Source organism: Enterobacter sp. SENG-6, from assembly GCF_001605945.1.
Taxonomy (GTDB): Bacteria; Pseudomonadota; Gammaproteobacteria; order Enterobacterales; family Enterobacteriaceae; genus Enterobacter; species Enterobacter cloacae.
The window spans coordinates 1-16,718 of the sequence record NZ_LOMM01000016.1 but is presented as its reverse complement, the minus strand read 5'-3'; the positions used below and the strand labels follow the sequence as shown (position 1 = coordinate 16,718).

Annotated in this window: 15 protein-coding genes and 1 pseudogene; 7 read left to right on the top strand and 9 right to left on the bottom strand. The window is 54.2% G+C overall.

Annotation, left to right across the window (positions count from 1 at the left end):
- Positions 1-5 precede the first annotated feature (5 nt).
- On the top strand, positions 6-3,146 hold the full coding sequence (gene silA, locus AX755_RS09620; RefSeq protein WP_062856656.1) for a Cu(+)/Ag(+) efflux RND transporter permease subunit SilA: 3,141 nt from the start codon (positions 6-8) through the stop codon (positions 3,144-3,146).
- A gap of 27 nt (positions 3,147-3,173) precedes the next feature.
- Here the strand turns inward: silA and AX755_RS09615 are convergent, their stop codons facing one another.
- Positions 3,174-3,749, bottom strand: coding sequence for a hypothetical protein (locus AX755_RS09615; protein WP_062856655.1), 576 nt, complete (start codon positions 3,747-3,749; stop codon positions 3,174-3,176).
- Positions 3,750-4,269: 520 nt separating this feature from the next.
- Positions 4,270-4,404 (bottom strand): annotated as a pseudogene (locus AX755_RS24440) (LysE family translocator); the annotation flags it as partial.
- A gap of 158 nt (positions 4,405-4,562) precedes the next feature.
- Between AX755_RS24440 and chrA the strand changes: the two are divergent.
- From chrA to AX755_RS09590, 3 genes are all read left to right on the top strand, one after another.
- Positions 4,563-5,930, top strand: coding sequence for a chromate efflux transporter (gene chrA / locus AX755_RS09600; RefSeq protein ID WP_062856652.1), 1,368 nt, complete (start codon positions 4,563-4,565; stop codon positions 5,928-5,930).
- A gap of 110 nt (positions 5,931-6,040) precedes the next feature.
- A complete protein-coding gene (locus tag AX755_RS09595) occupies positions 6,041-6,484 on the top strand; it encodes a PACE efflux transporter (protein ID WP_062856651.1) in 444 nt (147 codons plus the stop codon).
- A 31-nt stretch (positions 6,485-6,515) separates the two neighbouring features.
- Positions 6,516-6,935, top strand: a complete 420-nt coding sequence (locus AX755_RS09590) for a DUF4354 family protein (RefSeq protein ID WP_062856650.1) — start codon at positions 6,516-6,518, stop codon at positions 6,933-6,935.
- Between the two features lie 55 nt (positions 6,936-6,990).
- On the opposite strand, the gene AX755_RS09585 is transcribed toward AX755_RS09590, so the two are convergent.
- Positions 6,991-8,607 (bottom strand): mechanosensitive ion channel family protein, encoded by a 1,617-nt coding sequence (locus AX755_RS09585; RefSeq protein ID WP_062856649.1) that lies wholly within the window; start codon positions 8,605-8,607, stop codon positions 6,991-6,993.
- Between the two features lie 227 nt (positions 8,608-8,834).
- On the opposite strand from AX755_RS09585, the gene AX755_RS09580 reads away from it, so the two are divergent.
- Complete coding sequence (locus AX755_RS09580; RefSeq protein ID WP_023619585.1) at positions 8,835-9,197, top strand: DUF4406 domain-containing protein; 363 nt, start codon at positions 8,835-8,837, stop codon at positions 9,195-9,197.
- 44 nt (positions 9,198-9,241) lie between these two features.
- Here the strand turns inward: AX755_RS09580 and AX755_RS09575 are convergent, their stop codons facing one another.
- Positions 9,242-10,009: a DeoR/GlpR family DNA-binding transcription regulator gene (locus tag AX755_RS09575; RefSeq protein WP_062856648.1), complete on the bottom strand. Its 768-nt coding sequence runs from the start codon at positions 10,007-10,009 to the stop codon at positions 9,242-9,244.
- A gap of 86 nt (positions 10,010-10,095) precedes the next feature.
- Between AX755_RS09575 and AX755_RS09570 the strand changes: the two genes are divergently transcribed.
- Positions 10,096-10,680, top strand: coding sequence for an NUDIX domain-containing protein (locus AX755_RS09570; RefSeq protein ID WP_020688643.1), 585 nt, complete (start codon positions 10,096-10,098; stop codon positions 10,678-10,680).
- 83 nt (positions 10,681-10,763) lie between these two features.
- Entirely contained in the window at positions 10,764-11,522 is a 759-nt protein-coding gene (tam, locus tag AX755_RS09565) for a trans-aconitate 2-methyltransferase (RefSeq protein WP_062856647.1), read from the top strand.
- A 6-nt stretch (positions 11,523-11,528) separates the two neighbouring features.
- On the opposite strand, the gene AX755_RS09560 is transcribed toward tam, so the two are convergent.
- The 5 genes from AX755_RS09560 to AX755_RS09540 all read right to left on the bottom strand — a co-directional run bounded on the left by AX755_RS09560 (position 11,529) and on the right by AX755_RS09540 (position 16,515).
- Positions 11,529-12,719 (bottom strand): cytochrome c biogenesis protein/redoxin, encoded by a 1,191-nt coding sequence (locus AX755_RS09560; RefSeq protein ID WP_038980702.1) that lies wholly within the window; start codon positions 12,717-12,719, stop codon positions 11,529-11,531.
- Positions 12,720-12,856: 137 nt separating this feature from the next.
- A complete protein-coding gene (locus AX755_RS09555; protein WP_062856646.1) occupies positions 12,857-14,152 on the bottom strand; it encodes a sensor histidine kinase in 1,296 nt (431 codons plus the stop codon).
- Positions 14,149-14,889, bottom strand: a complete 741-nt coding sequence (locus AX755_RS09550) for a response regulator (protein WP_020688639.1) — start codon at positions 14,887-14,889, stop codon at positions 14,149-14,151. The genes AX755_RS09555 and AX755_RS09550 overlap by 4 nt, the downstream gene beginning before the upstream one ends.
- A gap of 44 nt (positions 14,890-14,933) precedes the next feature.
- Complete coding sequence (locus AX755_RS09545; RefSeq protein ID WP_013096598.1) at positions 14,934-15,929, bottom strand: alpha/beta fold hydrolase; 996 nt, start codon at positions 15,927-15,929, stop codon at positions 14,934-14,936.
- Between the two features lie 145 nt (positions 15,930-16,074).
- Positions 16,075-16,515, bottom strand: coding sequence for a GNAT family N-acetyltransferase (locus tag AX755_RS09540; RefSeq protein WP_062856645.1), 441 nt, complete (start codon positions 16,513-16,515; stop codon positions 16,075-16,077).
- Positions 16,516-16,718 lie beyond the last annotated feature (203 nt).

The following is a 16,718-nucleotide window of genomic DNA, read 5'->3' as shown; positions in this document are numbered from 1 at the left end:
CGACGATGATTGCATGGATTATCCGGCGCGCTGTCGCCAACCGTTTCCTGGTGATGATGGGGGCGCTGTTTCTTAGCGTCTGGGGAACATGGACTATTATCAATACGCCGGTAGATGCCTTACCCGATCTGTCTGATGTTCAGGTGATTATTAAAACGAGCTACCCCGGCCAGGCACCGCAAATTGTCGAAAACCAGGTGACGTATCCGCTCACCACGACCATGCTGTCGGTGCCGGGTGCGAAGACCGTGCGTGGGTTTTCACAGTTTGGTGATTCCTATGTGTACGTTATTTTTGAAGACGGAACCGATCTCTACTGGGCCCGCTCGCGCGTTCTGGAATATCTCAATCAGGTCCAAGGGAAACTGCCTGCTGGCGTCAGTTCGGAAATTGGGCCAGACGCTACGGGCGTGGGCTGGATCTTTGAATATGCGCTGGTGGATCGCAGCGGTAAACACGACCTGTCCGAACTGCGTTCCTTGCAGGACTGGTTCCTGAAATTTGAGCTGAAAACGATCCCGAACGTGGCGGAAGTGGCCTCGGTCGGCGGGGTGGTAAAGCAGTATCAGATCCAGGTCAATCCGCTGAAACTGGCGCAATACGGCATCAGTCTGGCTGACGTGAAGCAGGCCTTGGGATCCTCTAATCAGGAAGCAGGGGGCTCATCGGTCGAAATGGCGGAAGCAGAGTATATGGTCCGGGCCAGCGGTTATCTTCAGACCATTGATGATTTCAATAACATCGTCCTGAAAACCGGCGAGAACGGAGTACCGGTTTATCTGCGTGATGTTGCTCGCGTACAAACCGGGCCTGAAATGCGGCGCGGGATCGCCGAGCTTAACGGCCAGGGAGAGGTCGCGGGCGGCGTGGTGATCCTGCGTTCGGGTAAAAACGCACGTGAAGTGATTACCGCGGTAAAAGATAAACTGGAGACGCTGAAGGCCAGCCTGCCGGAAGGTGTTGAGATTGTTACCACGTACGATCGCAGCCAGCTGATTGACCGGGCCATTGATAACCTGAGTTATAAACTGCTGGAAGAGTTTATTGTGGTGGCCATCGTCTGCGCGCTGTTTCTCTGGCATGTGCGGTCTGCGCTGGTGGCGATTATCTCTCTGCCGCTAGGCCTGTGTATTGCCTTTATCGTCATGCATTTCCAGGGGCTGAACGCCAATATTATGTCCCTGGGCGGGATCGCCATTGCCGTGGGGGCGATGGTGGATGCCGCCATCGTGATGATTGAAAACGCACATAAACGGCTGGAAGAGTGGGGCCATCAGCACCCTGGCGAGCAGATTGATAACGCGACCCGCTGGAAGGTGATCACCAACGCCTCCGTTGAAGTAGGCCCCGCGCTGTTTATTAGCCTGCTGATCATCACCTTATCGTTCATCCCTATTTTTACCCTCGAAGGTCAGGAAGGGCGTCTGTTTGGTCCGCTTGCCTTTACCAAAACGTACGCCATGGCAGGCGCAGCCGCGCTGGCCATTATCGTCATTCCCATTCTGATGGGCTTCTGGATCCGGGGGAAAATTCCTGCCGAGAGCAGTAACCCGCTGAACCGGCTGCTGATTAAAGCCTATCATCCGCTGCTGCTGCGGGTGCTTCACTGGCCAAAAACAACCCTGCTGGTGGCGGCTTTGTCGATCTTCACGGTTATCTGGCCGCTGAGTCAGATGGGCGGCGAGTTTCTGCCGAAGATCAACGAAGGCGATCTGCTGTATATGCCATCAACACTGCCGGGCGTTTCTCCGGCTGAAGCGGCTGCGCTGTTGCAGACCACGGACAAGCTCATCAAAACCGTTCCTGAAGTGGCGTCTGTGTTTGGCAAGACCGGTAAGGCAGAGACTGCAACGGACCCCGCACCGCTTGAAATGGTGGAAACCACCATTCAACTGAAACCCGAGGATCAGTGGCGACCCGGGATGACGATTGACAAGATTATTGAAGAACTCGATAAAACCGTCCGTCTGCCGGGTCTGGCTAACCTCTGGGTGCCGCCGATCCGTAACCGCATCGACATGCTTTCTACCGGGATTAAAAGCCCAATCGGTATCAAGGTGTCAGGCACCGTTCTGGCGGATATCGACGCCACGGCGCAGAGCATTGAAGCGGTCGCCAAAACCGTACCCGGCGTGGTGTCTGCGCTCGCAGAGCGACTGGAAGGCGGGCGCTACATTGATGTGGATATCAATCGCGAAAAAGCGTCCCGCTACGGTATGACGGTGGGGGATGTGCAGCTGTTTGTCTCCTCCGCCATTGGTGGCGAGACGGTAGGGGAAACGGTCGAGGGCGTGGCCCGGTACCCGATCAATATCCGTTATCCCCAGGACTACCGGAACAGCCCGCAGGCACTGAAAGAGATGCCGATCCTGACCCCGATGAAGCAGCAAATCACGCTGGGGGATGTGGCGGACATACGTGTCGTTTCCGGCCCGACGATGCTTAAAACGGAAAATGCCCGACCAACCAGCTGGATCTATATTGATGCCCGCGGCAGGGATATGGTGTCGGTGGTCAATGACCTTAAGACGGCCATCAGCCAGAACGTGAAGCTGAGACCGGGAACCAGCGTGTCGTTCTCCGGTCAGTTTGAGCTGCTGGAACATGCCAATAAGAAACTGAAGCTGATGGTGCCGATGACGGTGATGATTATTTTCATTCTGCTGTATCTGGCATTCCGCCGCGTTGATGAAGCCTTGCTGATCCTGATGAGTCTGCCGTTCGCCCTTGTCGGGGGGATCTGGTTCCTGTACTGGCAGGGCTTCCATATGTCTGTCGCCACCGGCACCGGGTTTATTGCCCTGGCCGGGGTGGCCGCCGAGTTTGGCGTGGTGATGCTGATGTATCTGCGTCATGCCATCGAAGCGAACCCGGCCTTATCCCGACGGGAGACATTCACCGCACAAGCGTTGGATGAAGCCCTGTACCATGGCGCGGTTCTGCGTGTCCGACCCAAGGCGATGACGGTGGCGGTTATTATTGCGGGTCTGCTGCCCATACTCTGGGGAACCGGCACGGGGTCAGAAGTTATGAGTCGGATCGCCGCGCCGATGATTGGCGGGATGATAACAGCGCCGCTGCTGTCGCTGTTTATCATTCCGGCGGCGTATAAGCTTATCTGGTTGCGCAGGTATAAAAAGCAATAAACAGACTCCGCCAGAGATGGCGGGGTTTTACGTTTTACGAGTCTGGTGCAAAAGTTTACGCAAGGCACGATTGTGCAGGGTAAAGAGCAGCATCTTATAGAAAGAAGTAGAGTGGATGCAGTAACCGTTGAGCAGCAGCATAGAGATGCTTATCAGCGCCGCGATGAGACTGACGCCCGGAACACTCGCACCGCTTAGCGCAGTCAGCAGATAGACTGTCGTTAACACAAGGCTTATAACCGCCAGCGTAAGATGCATCTGCACGGCACGCATGAGGCCTTTGCCAATCAGAAACATCGTCATGCCATTAATGCCTGAGAACAGCAGGGCGATCAAAACCACCCATATAAATACGCTTTCTTCAGGCTGCCCGAGGGCGGCGCTGACTTTGTAACCTAACCACAGCTGCGGTATCCCAAAACTGACGATCACCCCAAGGGTACTGAGAACAGCTGGAATGCCCATGGTATAGCATCCCGTGGGTGTCCCGATCAGTTCGGCCAGTTCCGCTTTTAACTGTTGCAGTTGTGCAGTATTGGCCTTGCTGATTCTTACCGCCAGGTCGTTACAGTGGTTTAGTCGACGATATAGTGCTTTAATCATTTGAATATAATGACATAAACGTCATCAGCCCGTCATGCGAAAGAGGTTCAGCCATATGAACTGCGAGCACTGCCGTGAACTCTGTGTTAAGTACGTTATCCGGACGCCCGATCAGTTACGAAAAGCAATTCGTATTGCCAGAAACGCAATCAACGAAGGGATGTTGTCAGAAGTCCTGACAAAGGAAGACTGGAATCAGTACAGCTTCAGTGAGTGCGCTGAAAAGATGATATGGGGTGACATCGTCGATTACCACTTTGCATGCAACTTTTGCGGTACCCAGTTCGTCCTGGGGGCAGAAACGTACCATGGAAGTGGAGGTTACTGGTCGCCAGAGTTTGAAAAGCCTTCCGACATCATTGACTGATTATGATGTGAGAGCAGAGGCTGAGGCACAGGATATGATTTAAGGATTTATCGTATTTAACATAATATACATTATGCGCACCAAGGTTGAATCAGGACGAATCCAGGTTTTCATGGCCGTCATTCCCCTTAGTTGTTGATAGCCGTGAAAACACATTGCTGCGTGGAAAGCTTTGCGACCACCTTCAACTGTTGCGGTACGTAGGACTAGCGCGGTATCAAGACCCGGCGTTAAGGTCAGAAGAGTTGCAGCGAGGATATAAGCAAGAAGTGAATCAGTGACGGGCATTTCCTGTCTCCGAAAGCGATAAACCTACAGAATAATTCACATCTCTGCAACATATATCGAATTTGCTGATTCAGCCATCATCACTCAACTTTCATAAATATGGCATAAGCTTAGCGGATCCTTCTCTCAGCAGAATTCAAAAACAGGTTCAGATACTCATGAACAGCAATCTGCCTCCGGTCGACGAAGAACCGGGCATTCCACCTCCGCATGTCAGTTTCCGTGAAGCCTTTTTATTCTGGCTGAAGCTGGGATTCATCAGCTTTGGCGGGCCGGCCGGACAGATTTCGATAATGCATCAGGAGCTGGTTGAAAACCGACGCTGGATATCCGAACAGCGTTTTTTGCATGCACTGAATTATTGTATGGTGCTTCCGGGCCCGGAGGCGCAACAACTGGCGACCTATATTGGCTGGCTGATGCACCGCACCTGGGGCGGCGTGGTTGCCGGGACACTGTTTGTGCTCCCTTCCCTTTTTATCCTTATTGCCCTGTCGTGGATTTACGTGGCGTATGGCCATTTGTCTGTCGTTACCGGTCTCTTTTACGGCATAAAACCGGCAATTACGGCTATTGTTGTGCAGGCTGCACACCGTATCGGTTCGCGAGCGCTGCGTAACCGCACGCAGTGGGCAATCGCTGCCGCCGCGTTTGTCGCCATTTTCGCCCTCAATGTCCCTTTTCCCGTTATTGTCCTGTCAGCCGCAATGATGGGTTATGTGGGTGGGCGCCTTTTCTCCGACCATTTTGGTCAGGGTAACGCCCATGACGCCAGCCGAAAATACTACGGTGCTGCCATTATTGATGACCATACGCCAGCGGCTCCGCATACGGTTTTCAAATGGTCACGCTTTACCCTGATTATCATTGCCGGTGTTTTTTTATGGGCAACGCCAATGGCGATGCTCTATCTGAGCCTTGGCTGGATGCACCCGTTTACCCAGATGGGCTGGTTCTTTACCAAGGCGGCGCTGCTGACCTTTGGGGGTGCCTATGCGGTACTGCCTTATATCTACCAGGGCGCGGTTGGTCATTATCAGTGGCTCACGCCAACGCAGATGATTGATGGTCTGGCACTGGGCGAAACCACGCCGGGGCCGCTTATCATGGTTGTGGCATTTGTGGGATTTGTTGGTGGCTATGTGAATATGGCGTATGGACCGGATCAGCTTTTCCTGGCAGGCGCTGTAGCGGCCGTGCTGGCGACCTGGTTTACGTTTCTGCCATCGTTTCTATTTATCCTCGCCGGTGGGCCTTTTATTGAAACGACGCACAACAATATTAATTTCACCGCGCCACTCACGGCAATTACCGCAGCGGTGGTTGGCGTGATCCTGAATCTGGCACTCTTTTTTGGCTACCACGTGCTCTGGCCACAGGGTTTTGATGGCAAAATGGACTGGATAGCAGCGGTCGTTGCACTTGCTGCCGCTATCGCACTATTCCGGTTCAAATATAAAGTCACACATGTAATTGCCGCATGTGCGGTAATCGGGTTGATTTTACATCTTTTTCTCAGAACATAGTGCCAGGCTCCGAATAACCGGGGCCTGACAGCCATTCTGACCTTCACGTTTAAAGAAAGTTGAAGCACGTCTGATATACTTCAGTTTTTTTAAAAAGCCGTACTAAGTAAATGGAAATTGAACTGGATAAAAGTTTTAAAGAACGCGTTTTGCATGCTGTTCTTTTCGAAGTGACGGCCAACGTCATCATTGCGCTGTCACTTGCGTGGCTGATGAACGTGTCGGTGCTTCAGTCGGGTTCGTTGTCCGTGATATCTGCACTTGCCGCCACGGCATGGAATTTTGTGTTTAATAAATTCTTTGACGCCTTGCAGAAAAAATATGCGTTTCAACGAACATTTCTCGTGCGTGCAATCCATGCTGTCTGCTTTGAAACAGGACTTATCATTACATTAATTCCTGTCGCGATGGTAATGCTGAATTTAACAGTCACTGAGGCATTTTTTGTCGAGGTCGGTCTGGTACTGTTTTTTCTGCCATACACGATGCTCTTTAACTGGCTTTATGACTACCTGCGTTGGACATTTGTTGGGCGGAAACGGTCCGCCATTTAGCGGCTCTGTATTTTAACAGGAGGAAGGAAAAATGCGTTGTAACTTAATTAAAGCAGTATGTCTTACTTTAGCGGTTTCTGCAGCCGGAACTGCCCTGGCAGTTCAGAAAGCGTCTCAGGGCGGTATTACTCTTTTTGCTGAAAAGCAATCCCAGGGAAGTCAATGGGATAGCACAACTGGCGAAGCGCAGTACATGGTTAGCTACAAGGTGACACTGAATAACGCGTCTGATAAAAGTATTGAGCCAGGCAAAGACAATAAAATGTGTTTCTTCCTGTTTGATAAAAACGGCAAATCATTTATGAGTACCGGTATCGAACTGGAGATGCTGAAAAAATACAAGCCGATGGATAACCGTACGGGAATGGTGTATTTCAGCAGTTCGAACCCTGACATTTTGAATATGCCATTTGTCCGTTTCGGCATTGGACAGGATTGCACAAAAGGATGATGTTCGCCGCCTGACGGCCATAATATCGAGGCGGTCTGTCATGCACCGGACTGATTCATGATGGCTTTTGTGCGGGTTTCTCTGCCGGTGCTGCGAACCAGTTTTCTTCCGCGACGACGACCGCACCTTCCGGCTGCATCACGAAGTTTGGCGACATAATCTGCACGTTGAACTCGTTGAAAACGTCCTGAATGTTACTGTGGAGCTCATTGCGGGCTTCGGCAAGTGACTGTCCGGGCTGCAATTTTACCTGCAGCTCATAGGCAATGTACCAGTCCATCAGCCCCAGCTGACGCACCAGGGGCTGCTGCGAAGGGTCAACACATTTCGACCGTCTCGCCGCCATCTCCAGCATGGCATGAACCTGTCGCCACGGCGTGTCATAGCCAATCGTCACGCCAATCGTCAGGTTCACGCCACCGTCAGGATTCTGTACGCTCAGATTGGTGATTTTTCCGCTCACCACCACCGCATTGGGTACGGTCACAACATAGTTCTCGCGGGTGATGATCTTGGTCGCCAGCATGCCTATCTCCGTGACCAGCCCTTCGTTATCCGCCACCCGTATAACATCTCCTTTCCTCAACGCTCGTGAGTAGATCAGTACCAGTCCGCTCATCGCATGGTTCATCACGCCTGCCGAACCCAGGGTAAGCATCAGGCCAAAGAAGACGCTAATGCCTTTAAACGCCAGCGAATTCGCTCCCGGTAAAAACGGATAGGCCGCAGAGAGGGCAAATAACCACACCACGACAGAAATCAGTTTACGCGTAGCTCCCACGGTTTCAGGATGAATGCCCGGCAGCTGCAGGCGCCCTGCTTCCACCTGATTTAACAACACCTTCAGGAGCTTCAGAATAAAGGCGGTAATCACAAAGATGATCAGGACAATCATAATTCCCGGCATGGCTGAGACAATCGACAGCGCAATATCCCGCAGAACGCGCATGGTCCAGTCGCCTAACGATGCACCCCAGACGCGTGTCCAGGGGAACAAGCTGAACGCCCAACTCAGCCAGAGATACAATCCGAGAATGCCCAGTAAAATCATCAGCAAAGCATACAAACGAGCCTCAATTGCGCCGACAAACTTACGCCAGCTCTGCGGGATGACGCTGCGGTTTTCAAGAATGCGGCGACGGCAGACATTGCGAACCCAGCGCCACGACCGCCACGCCCCGTACCAGAAAAGAGACAGAACCAGCAGCCCGACGACCGTTTTCCCGGCGGAGAGCGCCAGCCAGCCGGTGTCATATTGATCGCGAAGCGCCGTACGTTGCGCCTCCATCCGCGCCAGCACGCGCTGAGCGGCCTGGTCGAGAGTCAAATCGTCCCCCTCATCCAGGTCCGCCTGCGTAAGCAATAAAACAGGCTTATTGTTCATGACAATCAGCCTTCCCTGCTGGTTGTAACGGGTGACGGGAACAATTTTCAGCGGCTCACGTACGTCCTGCTGCGTAAAATTGCGCAGGGTATGGCGAATACGTAACACGCGTTCTTCAGGCGTCGTGAGACCAAATTTGGCCTGCAACATCACAATCGGTTGATGAAAAATATAAACGGTTCGGGCCCGCTCCTGCTCAGTAGGCTCCTGGCGTGGCTCGGCGGCGATGCCAGTAAATGAGATGACCGAAAGCACGCAGGATAATAATGCGAGCAGGACCTTATTCATTTCCACCCCCTGAAACGCAACTTATTGTTATTTTTCAATTGCCCCAGAGAATGGCGAGTCTCTGCATGTTGAGCATAGACCAGCGTCGCGCTTATGCAACATCACTACTATGCATGATACTGCTTGTATTTGCATGATATTGCCTATTAAGATACGTTTCAGAGCTGAAAACCGATACTTCAATTATTAACGTGCAAGTTCATGCACCATCACGCAACGAGGTATGTATGACACAACAGTTGATTTTAATCGCGGGCCCCTGGCGCAGCGGGACTGATGGCGACCAGGCCAAAATGGATGAAAACCTTGCCCGTCTGGAAAACGCAGCATTAGCCGTATACCAGCGTGGCCACGTTCCGGTGATTGGTGAATGGCTTGCGCTACCGCTGGCAAAGGCCGCTGGTTCAACGTCCATTGGGGATGAAATCAGTGAAGCGATGCTCTATCCCGTTGCACACCGGCTTATTGGGAAATGCGACGCGATTTATCGTATTGCCGGTGCGTCTAAGGGAGCTGATATGGATATCGAGGTTGCCCGTAAGCTCGGGCTGAACGTTTACACCTCATTAGAAAGCATCCCTCAGGCCTGAGGACGCGCCTGAACCTGCCTGCTGATCACAGGCAGGTTCAAGGGTTATTCTGGATCTGAGGTCGTCACCACGGAGACGCCCTTCTCCCTTACCGCGCTAATCCAGGCGCGATCGGTATCATCTTCCACGACAATCGTATTGGCCAGCGATAGTTCGCCAATCACAAACGATGACGCGGTGTTAATTTTTTCTGGCGATGCCAGGACCACTGTCTCGGCGGCCCTGCAGGAAAATGCACGTTTGATGCACGCCTCTTCGAAGTCGCCGGTGGTAAGCCCCGCTTCTGGATGGATGCCGGTAACCCCCATGAAGAACAGATCCGCATGGATATTGTCGATGCCTTCAATGGCCGCTGCGCCTACCGTCACGATGGAGTGTTTGTACAGACGTCCTCCGATCAGGATCACTTCAATCGAAGGATGCTCGACGAGCCCAAGGGCAATGCTCGGGCTGTGTGTGACCACGGTAATGCGTAAATCCGCCGGTAAATACGCGATCAGTTCCGACGTAGTTGTGCCGCCGTCGACAATCACCACCTGCCCAGGGGAAATGAGCTTTGCGCCTTTGCGGGCCACATTTTTTTTCGCGTCCATCTTCACCGATTTACGCTCGGCAAACGGCACAGTAGCCGACGAGGCCGGCAGCGCACCGCCATGGACACGCTGCAAACGCCCTTCCGCCGCCAGTTCGCGGAGATCACGACGAATGGTGTCTTCTGACACCGCGAAATGTGCGCTGAGCGCTTTAGACTGGACCTGGCCTTCAGCGGCAAGCTTCTCGAGGATTAATTGTTTTCGCTGACTGGTGAGCATTGTGGATTCCTGATATTGCACGTTTTACCTTGAATGTGCATGATAATGCTGTTTATGACGATCACTCTACGTAAGGAGCAGCAAACGTGCAATCGAAACGTGCAGATGTGCGCATCATTGAAAATGAAACCCTGTCGGATAACTGGTACATCCTGAAAAAGTACACCTTTGAGCTGCAGCGACGCGACGGCGAATGGCAGCGGCAAAGCCGCGAAGTGTATGACCGGGGAAACGGGGCCACGATACTGCTCTATAACCGTGATAAAAGAACGGTGATCCTGACGCGCCAGTTCCGCTTTCCGGTCTTTATCAATGGCCATGAGGACGACCTTATCGAGGCCGCTGCCGGGCTGCTGGATAACATGGATCCCGAAAGCCGCATCAAGGCGGAAGCGGAAGAAGAGACCGGATATCGTGTCTCCCGTGTTGAGAAAGTCTTTGAAGCCTACATGAGCCCAGGCTCCGTCACGGAAAAACTCTATTTTTATATCGCAGAGTATCACCCGCAGGATCGGGCCAGCGCGGGCGGCGGCATCAAGTCAGAGGGAGAAGATATCGACGTGCTGGAAATGCCGCTGGATGAGGCCTTGCGCGGTATTGATACCGGCAGGATTGTCGACGGCAAAACGATCATGCTGCTTTACCATATCGCGCTGAAAGGCGTTCTGTAGTCACTGCGTCGGTTGAGACCTGCCCCAGTGCGGGTCTCTGCCTGTGCTATTCTTGCTGATGAATTCAACACGGAGAGGCAAAAATGGCCGACTGGAACCCTTCGCTTTATCTGCAATACGGTGCCGAACGCACGCGCCCTGCTGCTGAACTGCTCGCCAGAATTCCACTGGATGAGGTGTCCACCATCGTTGATTTAGGCTGCGGACCGGGAAACAGCACCGCGCTGTTGAAGCATCGCTGGCCTTCCGCCCACATCACTGGTGTTGATAACTCACCGGCGATGCTCGAAGAGGCGCGCCAGGCGTTGCCCGATTGCCACTTTGTTGAGGCCGATATCCGGCAGTACAAGCCAGGCCAGCCGCTGGGCCTGATTTATGCGAATGCCTCGCTACAGTGGATCCCTGACCATTACGATCTCCTGCCGCATCTGGTTTCGCTGCTGAAGCTAAACGGCGTGCTGGCGATCCAGATGCCGGATAACTGGCTTGAACCGACACACGTTTCGATGCGTGAAGTGGCTGTTGAACAAGGTTATCCGGATCGTGGTCGTGAACCTCTGCCCGGTGTCCATGCGTATTACGATATTCTGACGGAGGCAGGCTGCGACGTGGATATCTGGCGCACGACCTACTTCCATAAAATGGGATCGCATCAGGCGATTATTGACTGGGTCAGCGCCACGGGGCTGCGTCCGTGGTTACAGGAGTTGAACGAAAGCGAGCAGAAGCAGTTCCTGCAACGCTACCATGAACTGCTGGAAGAGCAGTATCCGCTTCAGGAAAACGGGCAGATACTGCTGGCATTTCCACGCTTGTTTATCGTTGCGCAACGTCAGCCATAAGTCGGCTCAGGAGCGGGCCTCTTTCAGCAACTGCTGAATGACTTTTTCCTGCTGGTCATAATTGCCTTCGCCAAAGGAGGTGTAGCGCAGTTGCCCTTTGGCATCGAAATAGTAGTGTGCGGGCCAGTACTGATTCCCGAAGGCGTTCCAGATCTTATAGTTATTATCCGTGACCACCCGATACGGGAGCTGCCATTTCGTCACCGCTTTTTGTACCGAGGCGAGCGGTTTTTCCCACGGGTATTCCGGCGTATGCACACCTATCACCACCAGACCCTGCGCCTGGTACTTTTTGGCCCAGTCGCGAACGTGCGGGAGCGTATGCTGACAGTTGATGCAGTCCCACGTCCAGAAATCAATCAATACTACCTTCCCCCGCAGAGAGTCAGACGTGACAGGGTCACCATTAACCCATCCTGTTCCGCCGCTTAAGGAGGGTAACTGGCTGCTGGGTTCGGTCATCACCACCGGCTGAAGCTTCACCGGTGCCGTTGCGGGTTTCGCCAGCGTCAGGAGCGAATTTTCCAGACGGTCTGCGACCCCGTTAGCGCCTTTCAGAACGGACGTCATCCCGGTGGCGTTAAACGCAACGGTCGCTAACATGACCACGCCCGCCCCCTTGCGTAACCTTTCCATCAATGCCGATCTGGCGCGCAGGGGTGCCATCAGCGCGCGACCACCGATAACCAGCAGCCCCAGCATCAGCGCGCATCCGCTGCCGTAAGCGGCCAGCAGTGCCCCCGTGGCAATGGCGGAGTGACCGGCAATATTCAGGCTGAAGATGGCACCCAGAATCGGTCCGGCGCACGGCGACCAGAGCAACCCGACGGCCAGCCCTGCCAGAAATGCGGAGAGAGTACCGCGCGTCTGTCCGCTGCGTGTGTTGAGAAGATTACCTGCGCTGACGGCCGGTCCGGCAATACGCTGGGCGAATGTCGGGAAGATGAGTGCCAGCGCGGCTATCGCCAGTACAACCAGTGCGACCCAGCGCCCTGCTATCGTCGCCTGGGCGATCCAGTTGCTGGCGGCGGTAGCCACCAGTGCCACGAGGGTGAACATTACAATCATCCCCGCGAGCAACGCCAGAATATGCCGTCGTTGCCCCTGGAACCCGGCAAACAGCAGTGGAATAACCGGGAGTGTGCATGGGCTGAGCAGGCTTATCATCCCGCCCAGAAAAGCGATTATCAGAAACATAGTGACCTCACATTACAGATGCCCTGCGAAGCTGCAGTGAGGTTATTTCACCGTGTTGATATGTTCAGGATGTGTGCAAATCAGCGCGAATTGTCTGCGCGCGTATCATGAAGGCTGTCCGATACAAAACCGTACAATTACCCGCGCGGCAGCGTAATCGAAACGTCCAGCCCACCCTCGGCGTGGTTCGCCAGATGCAATTTCCCGCCTAACTGCGCAGTCAACTGGGCGGCGATCGCCAGCCCTAATCCGGTGCCCCCAGTGTCGCGGTTTCGTGAGGTTTCCACCCGATAAAACGGCTGCAATACCGCCTCCAGTTCGGCGTCCGGTATCCCCGGTCCGCCATCGCGAATGGCGATCGTGACATGATGGGCATCTGAATGAATCGTAATGACGGCGTAGTCGCCAAATTTCAGCGCATTATCCAGCAGATTGGTCATCACCCGGCGTAGCGCCTGCGGACGCGTGACCACGGGCAGACGGGCATCGATTGCCTGAAGCTGCACGTTTTTCCCGATGTCCTGGTAATCGCTGGCGATGCTGTTTATCCAGGCATTCAATTCAAGCTTGAGCGAGGTCTCTTCCAGAGATTCTGATGACCGGGCATACGCTATTCCTTCCCGCACCAGGCGCGTCATATTGTCCAGGTCGTTGAGCAACTTGTCCCGCAGTTCCGGCTGGTCCGCCATTTCGACGCGTAACTTCATGCGCGTTATCGGGGTCTGAAGGTCGTGCGATACGGAAGCCAGGATCTGCGCGCGCTCTCGCAGGTAAGACTGGATACGCGCCTGCATCGCATTAAAGGCGTGTGCGGCCCGTTGCACCTCGACTGGCCCTGTCTCGGTCATCGGCGAGCTTGCTGCCGGGTCAAGGGAATCCACCGCCCGGGTAAACTGAGAAAAGGGTCGAATAACCTGGCGCACGGCAATCCATGAGCAGAACGCCAGAAGCAGCAGCTGCAACACAAGCACTACAGGCAGCCAACTGGCGACCGGAGGCATTCGGGGGATAAGGTCAATGGTTAGCGGCGAACCATCGCTCAGCGTAAGGTGGGCCTGAATATGGGAAACCGGCCCCGGCACGGCAGTAAACGTCAGTGGCCAGGTTGCCGACAGCGCCTCTGTCAGGGTGCGGATGGCATCCTGCGAGCGTTTGTCATGCGGTGCAGGCCCCGGTTCACCGGTGCCCAGAATGTAGCGATAGTTCCCCCGCGCCAGTCGTTCCAGCCAGGCTGGACGCTCCTTTGCGGGAAGCCGGTCGAGGATGGCCACACTGGTGGAAACGTCATATTCCAGGTTGCCGAGCATCACCGTGCGGGCGCTGCGCATCCGCTCAAGCATGACCAGCGTGAGGCTGAGCGCGTTGGCCAGCAGGAGCCCCAGCATCACGATGATCAGCAGTCGCGTCAGTAACGAGCGTGGCCAGAGCCTCATTCATTGGCCTCTTTGATGATCACCGGCATGGTAAAAACGTACCCTTCGCTGCGAACGGTCTTGATGTAGGCCGGCGTGCGGGCATCTTCATTCAGTCGCTGACGAACCCGACTGACCAGAAGGTCAATCGAGCGCTCAAAGAGTTCAGCATCTCGCCCCTGGGTCAGGTTAAGCAACTGATCGCGGCTCAGCACACGCTGAGGATGGTCTAGGAACACGCGCAGAAGTCGGTATTCCGCCCCGCTGAGTGCCACAATCATCCCTTCGCTGTCGATCAGGTGACGGGCAACGGTGTCCAGTTGCCAGTCGCCGAACATCACCAGGCGCCCGGCCTCGGTCACCTGCAGATTGGGTGGCATGGTGCGAAAACGGCGCAAAATGGCTTTGATACGCGCCAGCAGTTCGCGCGCAACAAAGGGCTTCACGACATAGTCATCGGCCCCCATTTCCAGCCCCAGGATCCGGTCTGTCTCTTCGTTGCGCGCGGTCAGCATCAGGATCGGCAGATCTTTATGTTTACCGCTGCGCAGTCCCCGGCAGAGCGTTAATCCGTCATCGCCTGGCATCATCACGTCCAGCACCACCAGATCGACATGCTGTTTATCTAGCACGGCCCGCATCTCTTTGCCGTTCGCCGCGCCAGACGCGCGATAGCCCGACTTGACGAGATAGTCGACAATCAATTCACGAATATCCCTGTCGTCATCGACGACAAGAATATGATCAATATGCTCCACCGGGATCTCCTGACTGAGGGGTAACGTATTGAAAATAGCACATATCACAGCTTATCCGCGTCGATAACCGCCTTGACGAAATCCTGCGGATCCTCCTGCGGCGGGTTGTGCCCCACGGTGGCCCCAAAGGTGCGGTGTTCATATTTACCGGTGAATTTACCGGCATAGGCTTGCGGCGCAGGATGTGGCGCCCCGTTGTTGCCGCCTTCGATGGTGATTGTCGGAACGGTGATATTTGGCAATGTCGCCAGCTTCTGCTCGTAGCTGTCGTATTTACGCTCGCCTTTTTCAAGCCCTAAACGCCAGCGATAGTTGCTGAGCGTAACCGCGACGTGATCGGGGTTATCCAGGGATTTTGCGCTGGCGTTAAAGGTCGCATCGGAAAACTTCCAGTCTGGTGAGGCCTGAGACCAGATCAGACGGGCGAAGTCATGGGTGTTTTTGGCATAGCCTTCGGCACCGCGTTCTGTTGCGAAATAGAACTGATACCACCACTGCTGCTCTGCTTTTGGCGGCAACGGCTGTTTACCAATCTGCTGGCTGCTGATGAGATAGCCACTTACCGAAACAAGGGATTTGACGCGTTCAGGCCACAGCGCCGCGACAATATCCGCCGTACGGGCGCCCCAGTCATATCCCGCAAAAACAGCCTGCTTAATGTTGAGGGCATCCATCAGGTTAACGATATCTTTAGCCATGGCCGAAGGCTGGCCGTTACGCGGCGTGCTTGCTGACAGGAAGCGCGTGGTGCCGTAGCCGCGCAGCGAAGGCACAATGACCCGGTAGCCTTTTGCCGCCAGCGCGGGTGCAACTTCGGCATAGCTGTGAATATCGTAGGGCCAGCCATGTAACAAAATCACCGGCTGTCCCTCTTTTGGTCCGATATCGACATAGCCGATATTCAGATCGCCAGCGTTAATTTGCTGAGGGTGATCGAAGGCTGCGGCAACATCTTTGCCGGTGACTTCGGCCTGACAGGACATGACGGTGCCAAGAGAAACGGTTAACGCCAGGGTTGAATACGCGAGTTTGCTGAACATGTTGGTATCTCCGGTTAAGAACAGTTGACGGGGATATAACAACACGCGTTTGTATAGCGGATATGTGCGAAAGGGGGGTTATTGCAATCCTGTGTATGTATCCGGTACGCAGATACAGTGTGATACAAACACAGGTGATTCAGGCTTACAGCGAGAGGCGGTAACGTACGTAATCGTCTGCTTCACCGTATTTGTCATAGAGTTTACGCGCCGGGTTGTTCTCCCGGGTCACCCAATACAGTTTCGACCACCCTTCGCGCTTGCCTTCCGCTATCAGGGCATCAATGAGCGCCTTCCCGGCCCCCGCACCGCGTTCAGTGGCATCGACAAAAAGATCTTCCAGGTAGCAAACGGGGGCCGTTGACCAGGTGCCTTCGTGGAGAATGCACATCGCGAAACCAATGATCTTTTCGTCTTTCTCTACTACGCGGCAGAACATCGGTGAATGCGCTGAGAGCGCCCTTTCCCATGTCGATGCGGTAACCGATTCATCAAGAAAGCAGTCATAAAAATGGGTATACCCGTCCCATAGCGGTCGCCACTGGGAGTAATCATCTGCGTGTAAAGGTCTTACGATAACTGTCATGTTTTTCTCACTTTACGGCGCTATAAACTGCTGACAAAGTGCATGGTGTATGTTTCGCCCGGCGGCGCTACGCTTGCACGGGCCTACAATGAATTGGGAAGTGTAGGCCGGGTAAGCGCAGGGTATGAACCGGAAACATGGGTGACACTTTAGACCGGATACATGGGTAACAGTTATAACTGGCATAGAAGAGGAGACTCGCT

Coding starts and splice junctions, on each gene's coding strand:
- silA (WP_062856656.1), top strand. CDS start 6: ATGATTGCATGGATTATCCGGCGCGCTGTCGCCAACCGTTTCCTGGTG.
- AX755_RS09615 (WP_062856655.1), bottom strand. CDS start 3,749: ATGATTAAAGCACTATATCGTCGACTAAACCACTGTAACGACCTGGCG.
- chrA (WP_062856652.1), top strand. CDS start 4,563: ATGAACAGCAATCTGCCTCCGGTCGACGAAGAACCGGGCATTCCACCT.
- AX755_RS09595 (WP_062856651.1), top strand. CDS start 6,041: ATGGAAATTGAACTGGATAAAAGTTTTAAAGAACGCGTTTTGCATGCT.
- AX755_RS09590 (WP_062856650.1), top strand. CDS start 6,516: ATGCGTTGTAACTTAATTAAAGCAGTATGTCTTACTTTAGCGGTTTCT.
- AX755_RS09585 (WP_062856649.1), bottom strand. CDS start 8,607: ATGAATAAGGTCCTGCTCGCATTATTATCCTGCGTGCTTTCGGTCATC.
- AX755_RS09580 (WP_023619585.1), top strand. CDS start 8,835: ATGACACAACAGTTGATTTTAATCGCGGGCCCCTGGCGCAGCGGGACT.
- AX755_RS09575 (WP_062856648.1), bottom strand. CDS start 10,009: ATGCTCACCAGTCAGCGAAAACAATTAATCCTCGAGAAGCTTGCCGCT.
- tam (WP_062856647.1), top strand. CDS start 10,764: ATGGCCGACTGGAACCCTTCGCTTTATCTGCAATACGGTGCCGAACGC.
- AX755_RS09560 (WP_038980702.1), bottom strand. CDS start 12,719: ATGTTTCTGATAATCGCTTTTCTGGGCGGGATGATAAGCCTGCTCAGC.
- AX755_RS09555 (WP_062856646.1), bottom strand. CDS start 14,152: ATGAGGCTCTGGCCACGCTCGTTACTGACGCGACTGCTGATCATCGTG.
- AX755_RS09545 (WP_013096598.1), bottom strand. CDS start 15,929: ATGTTCAGCAAACTCGCGTATTCAACCCTGGCGTTAACCGTTTCTCTT.
- AX755_RS09540 (WP_062856645.1), bottom strand. CDS start 16,515: ATGACAGTTATCGTAAGACCTTTACACGCAGATGATTACTCCCAGTGG.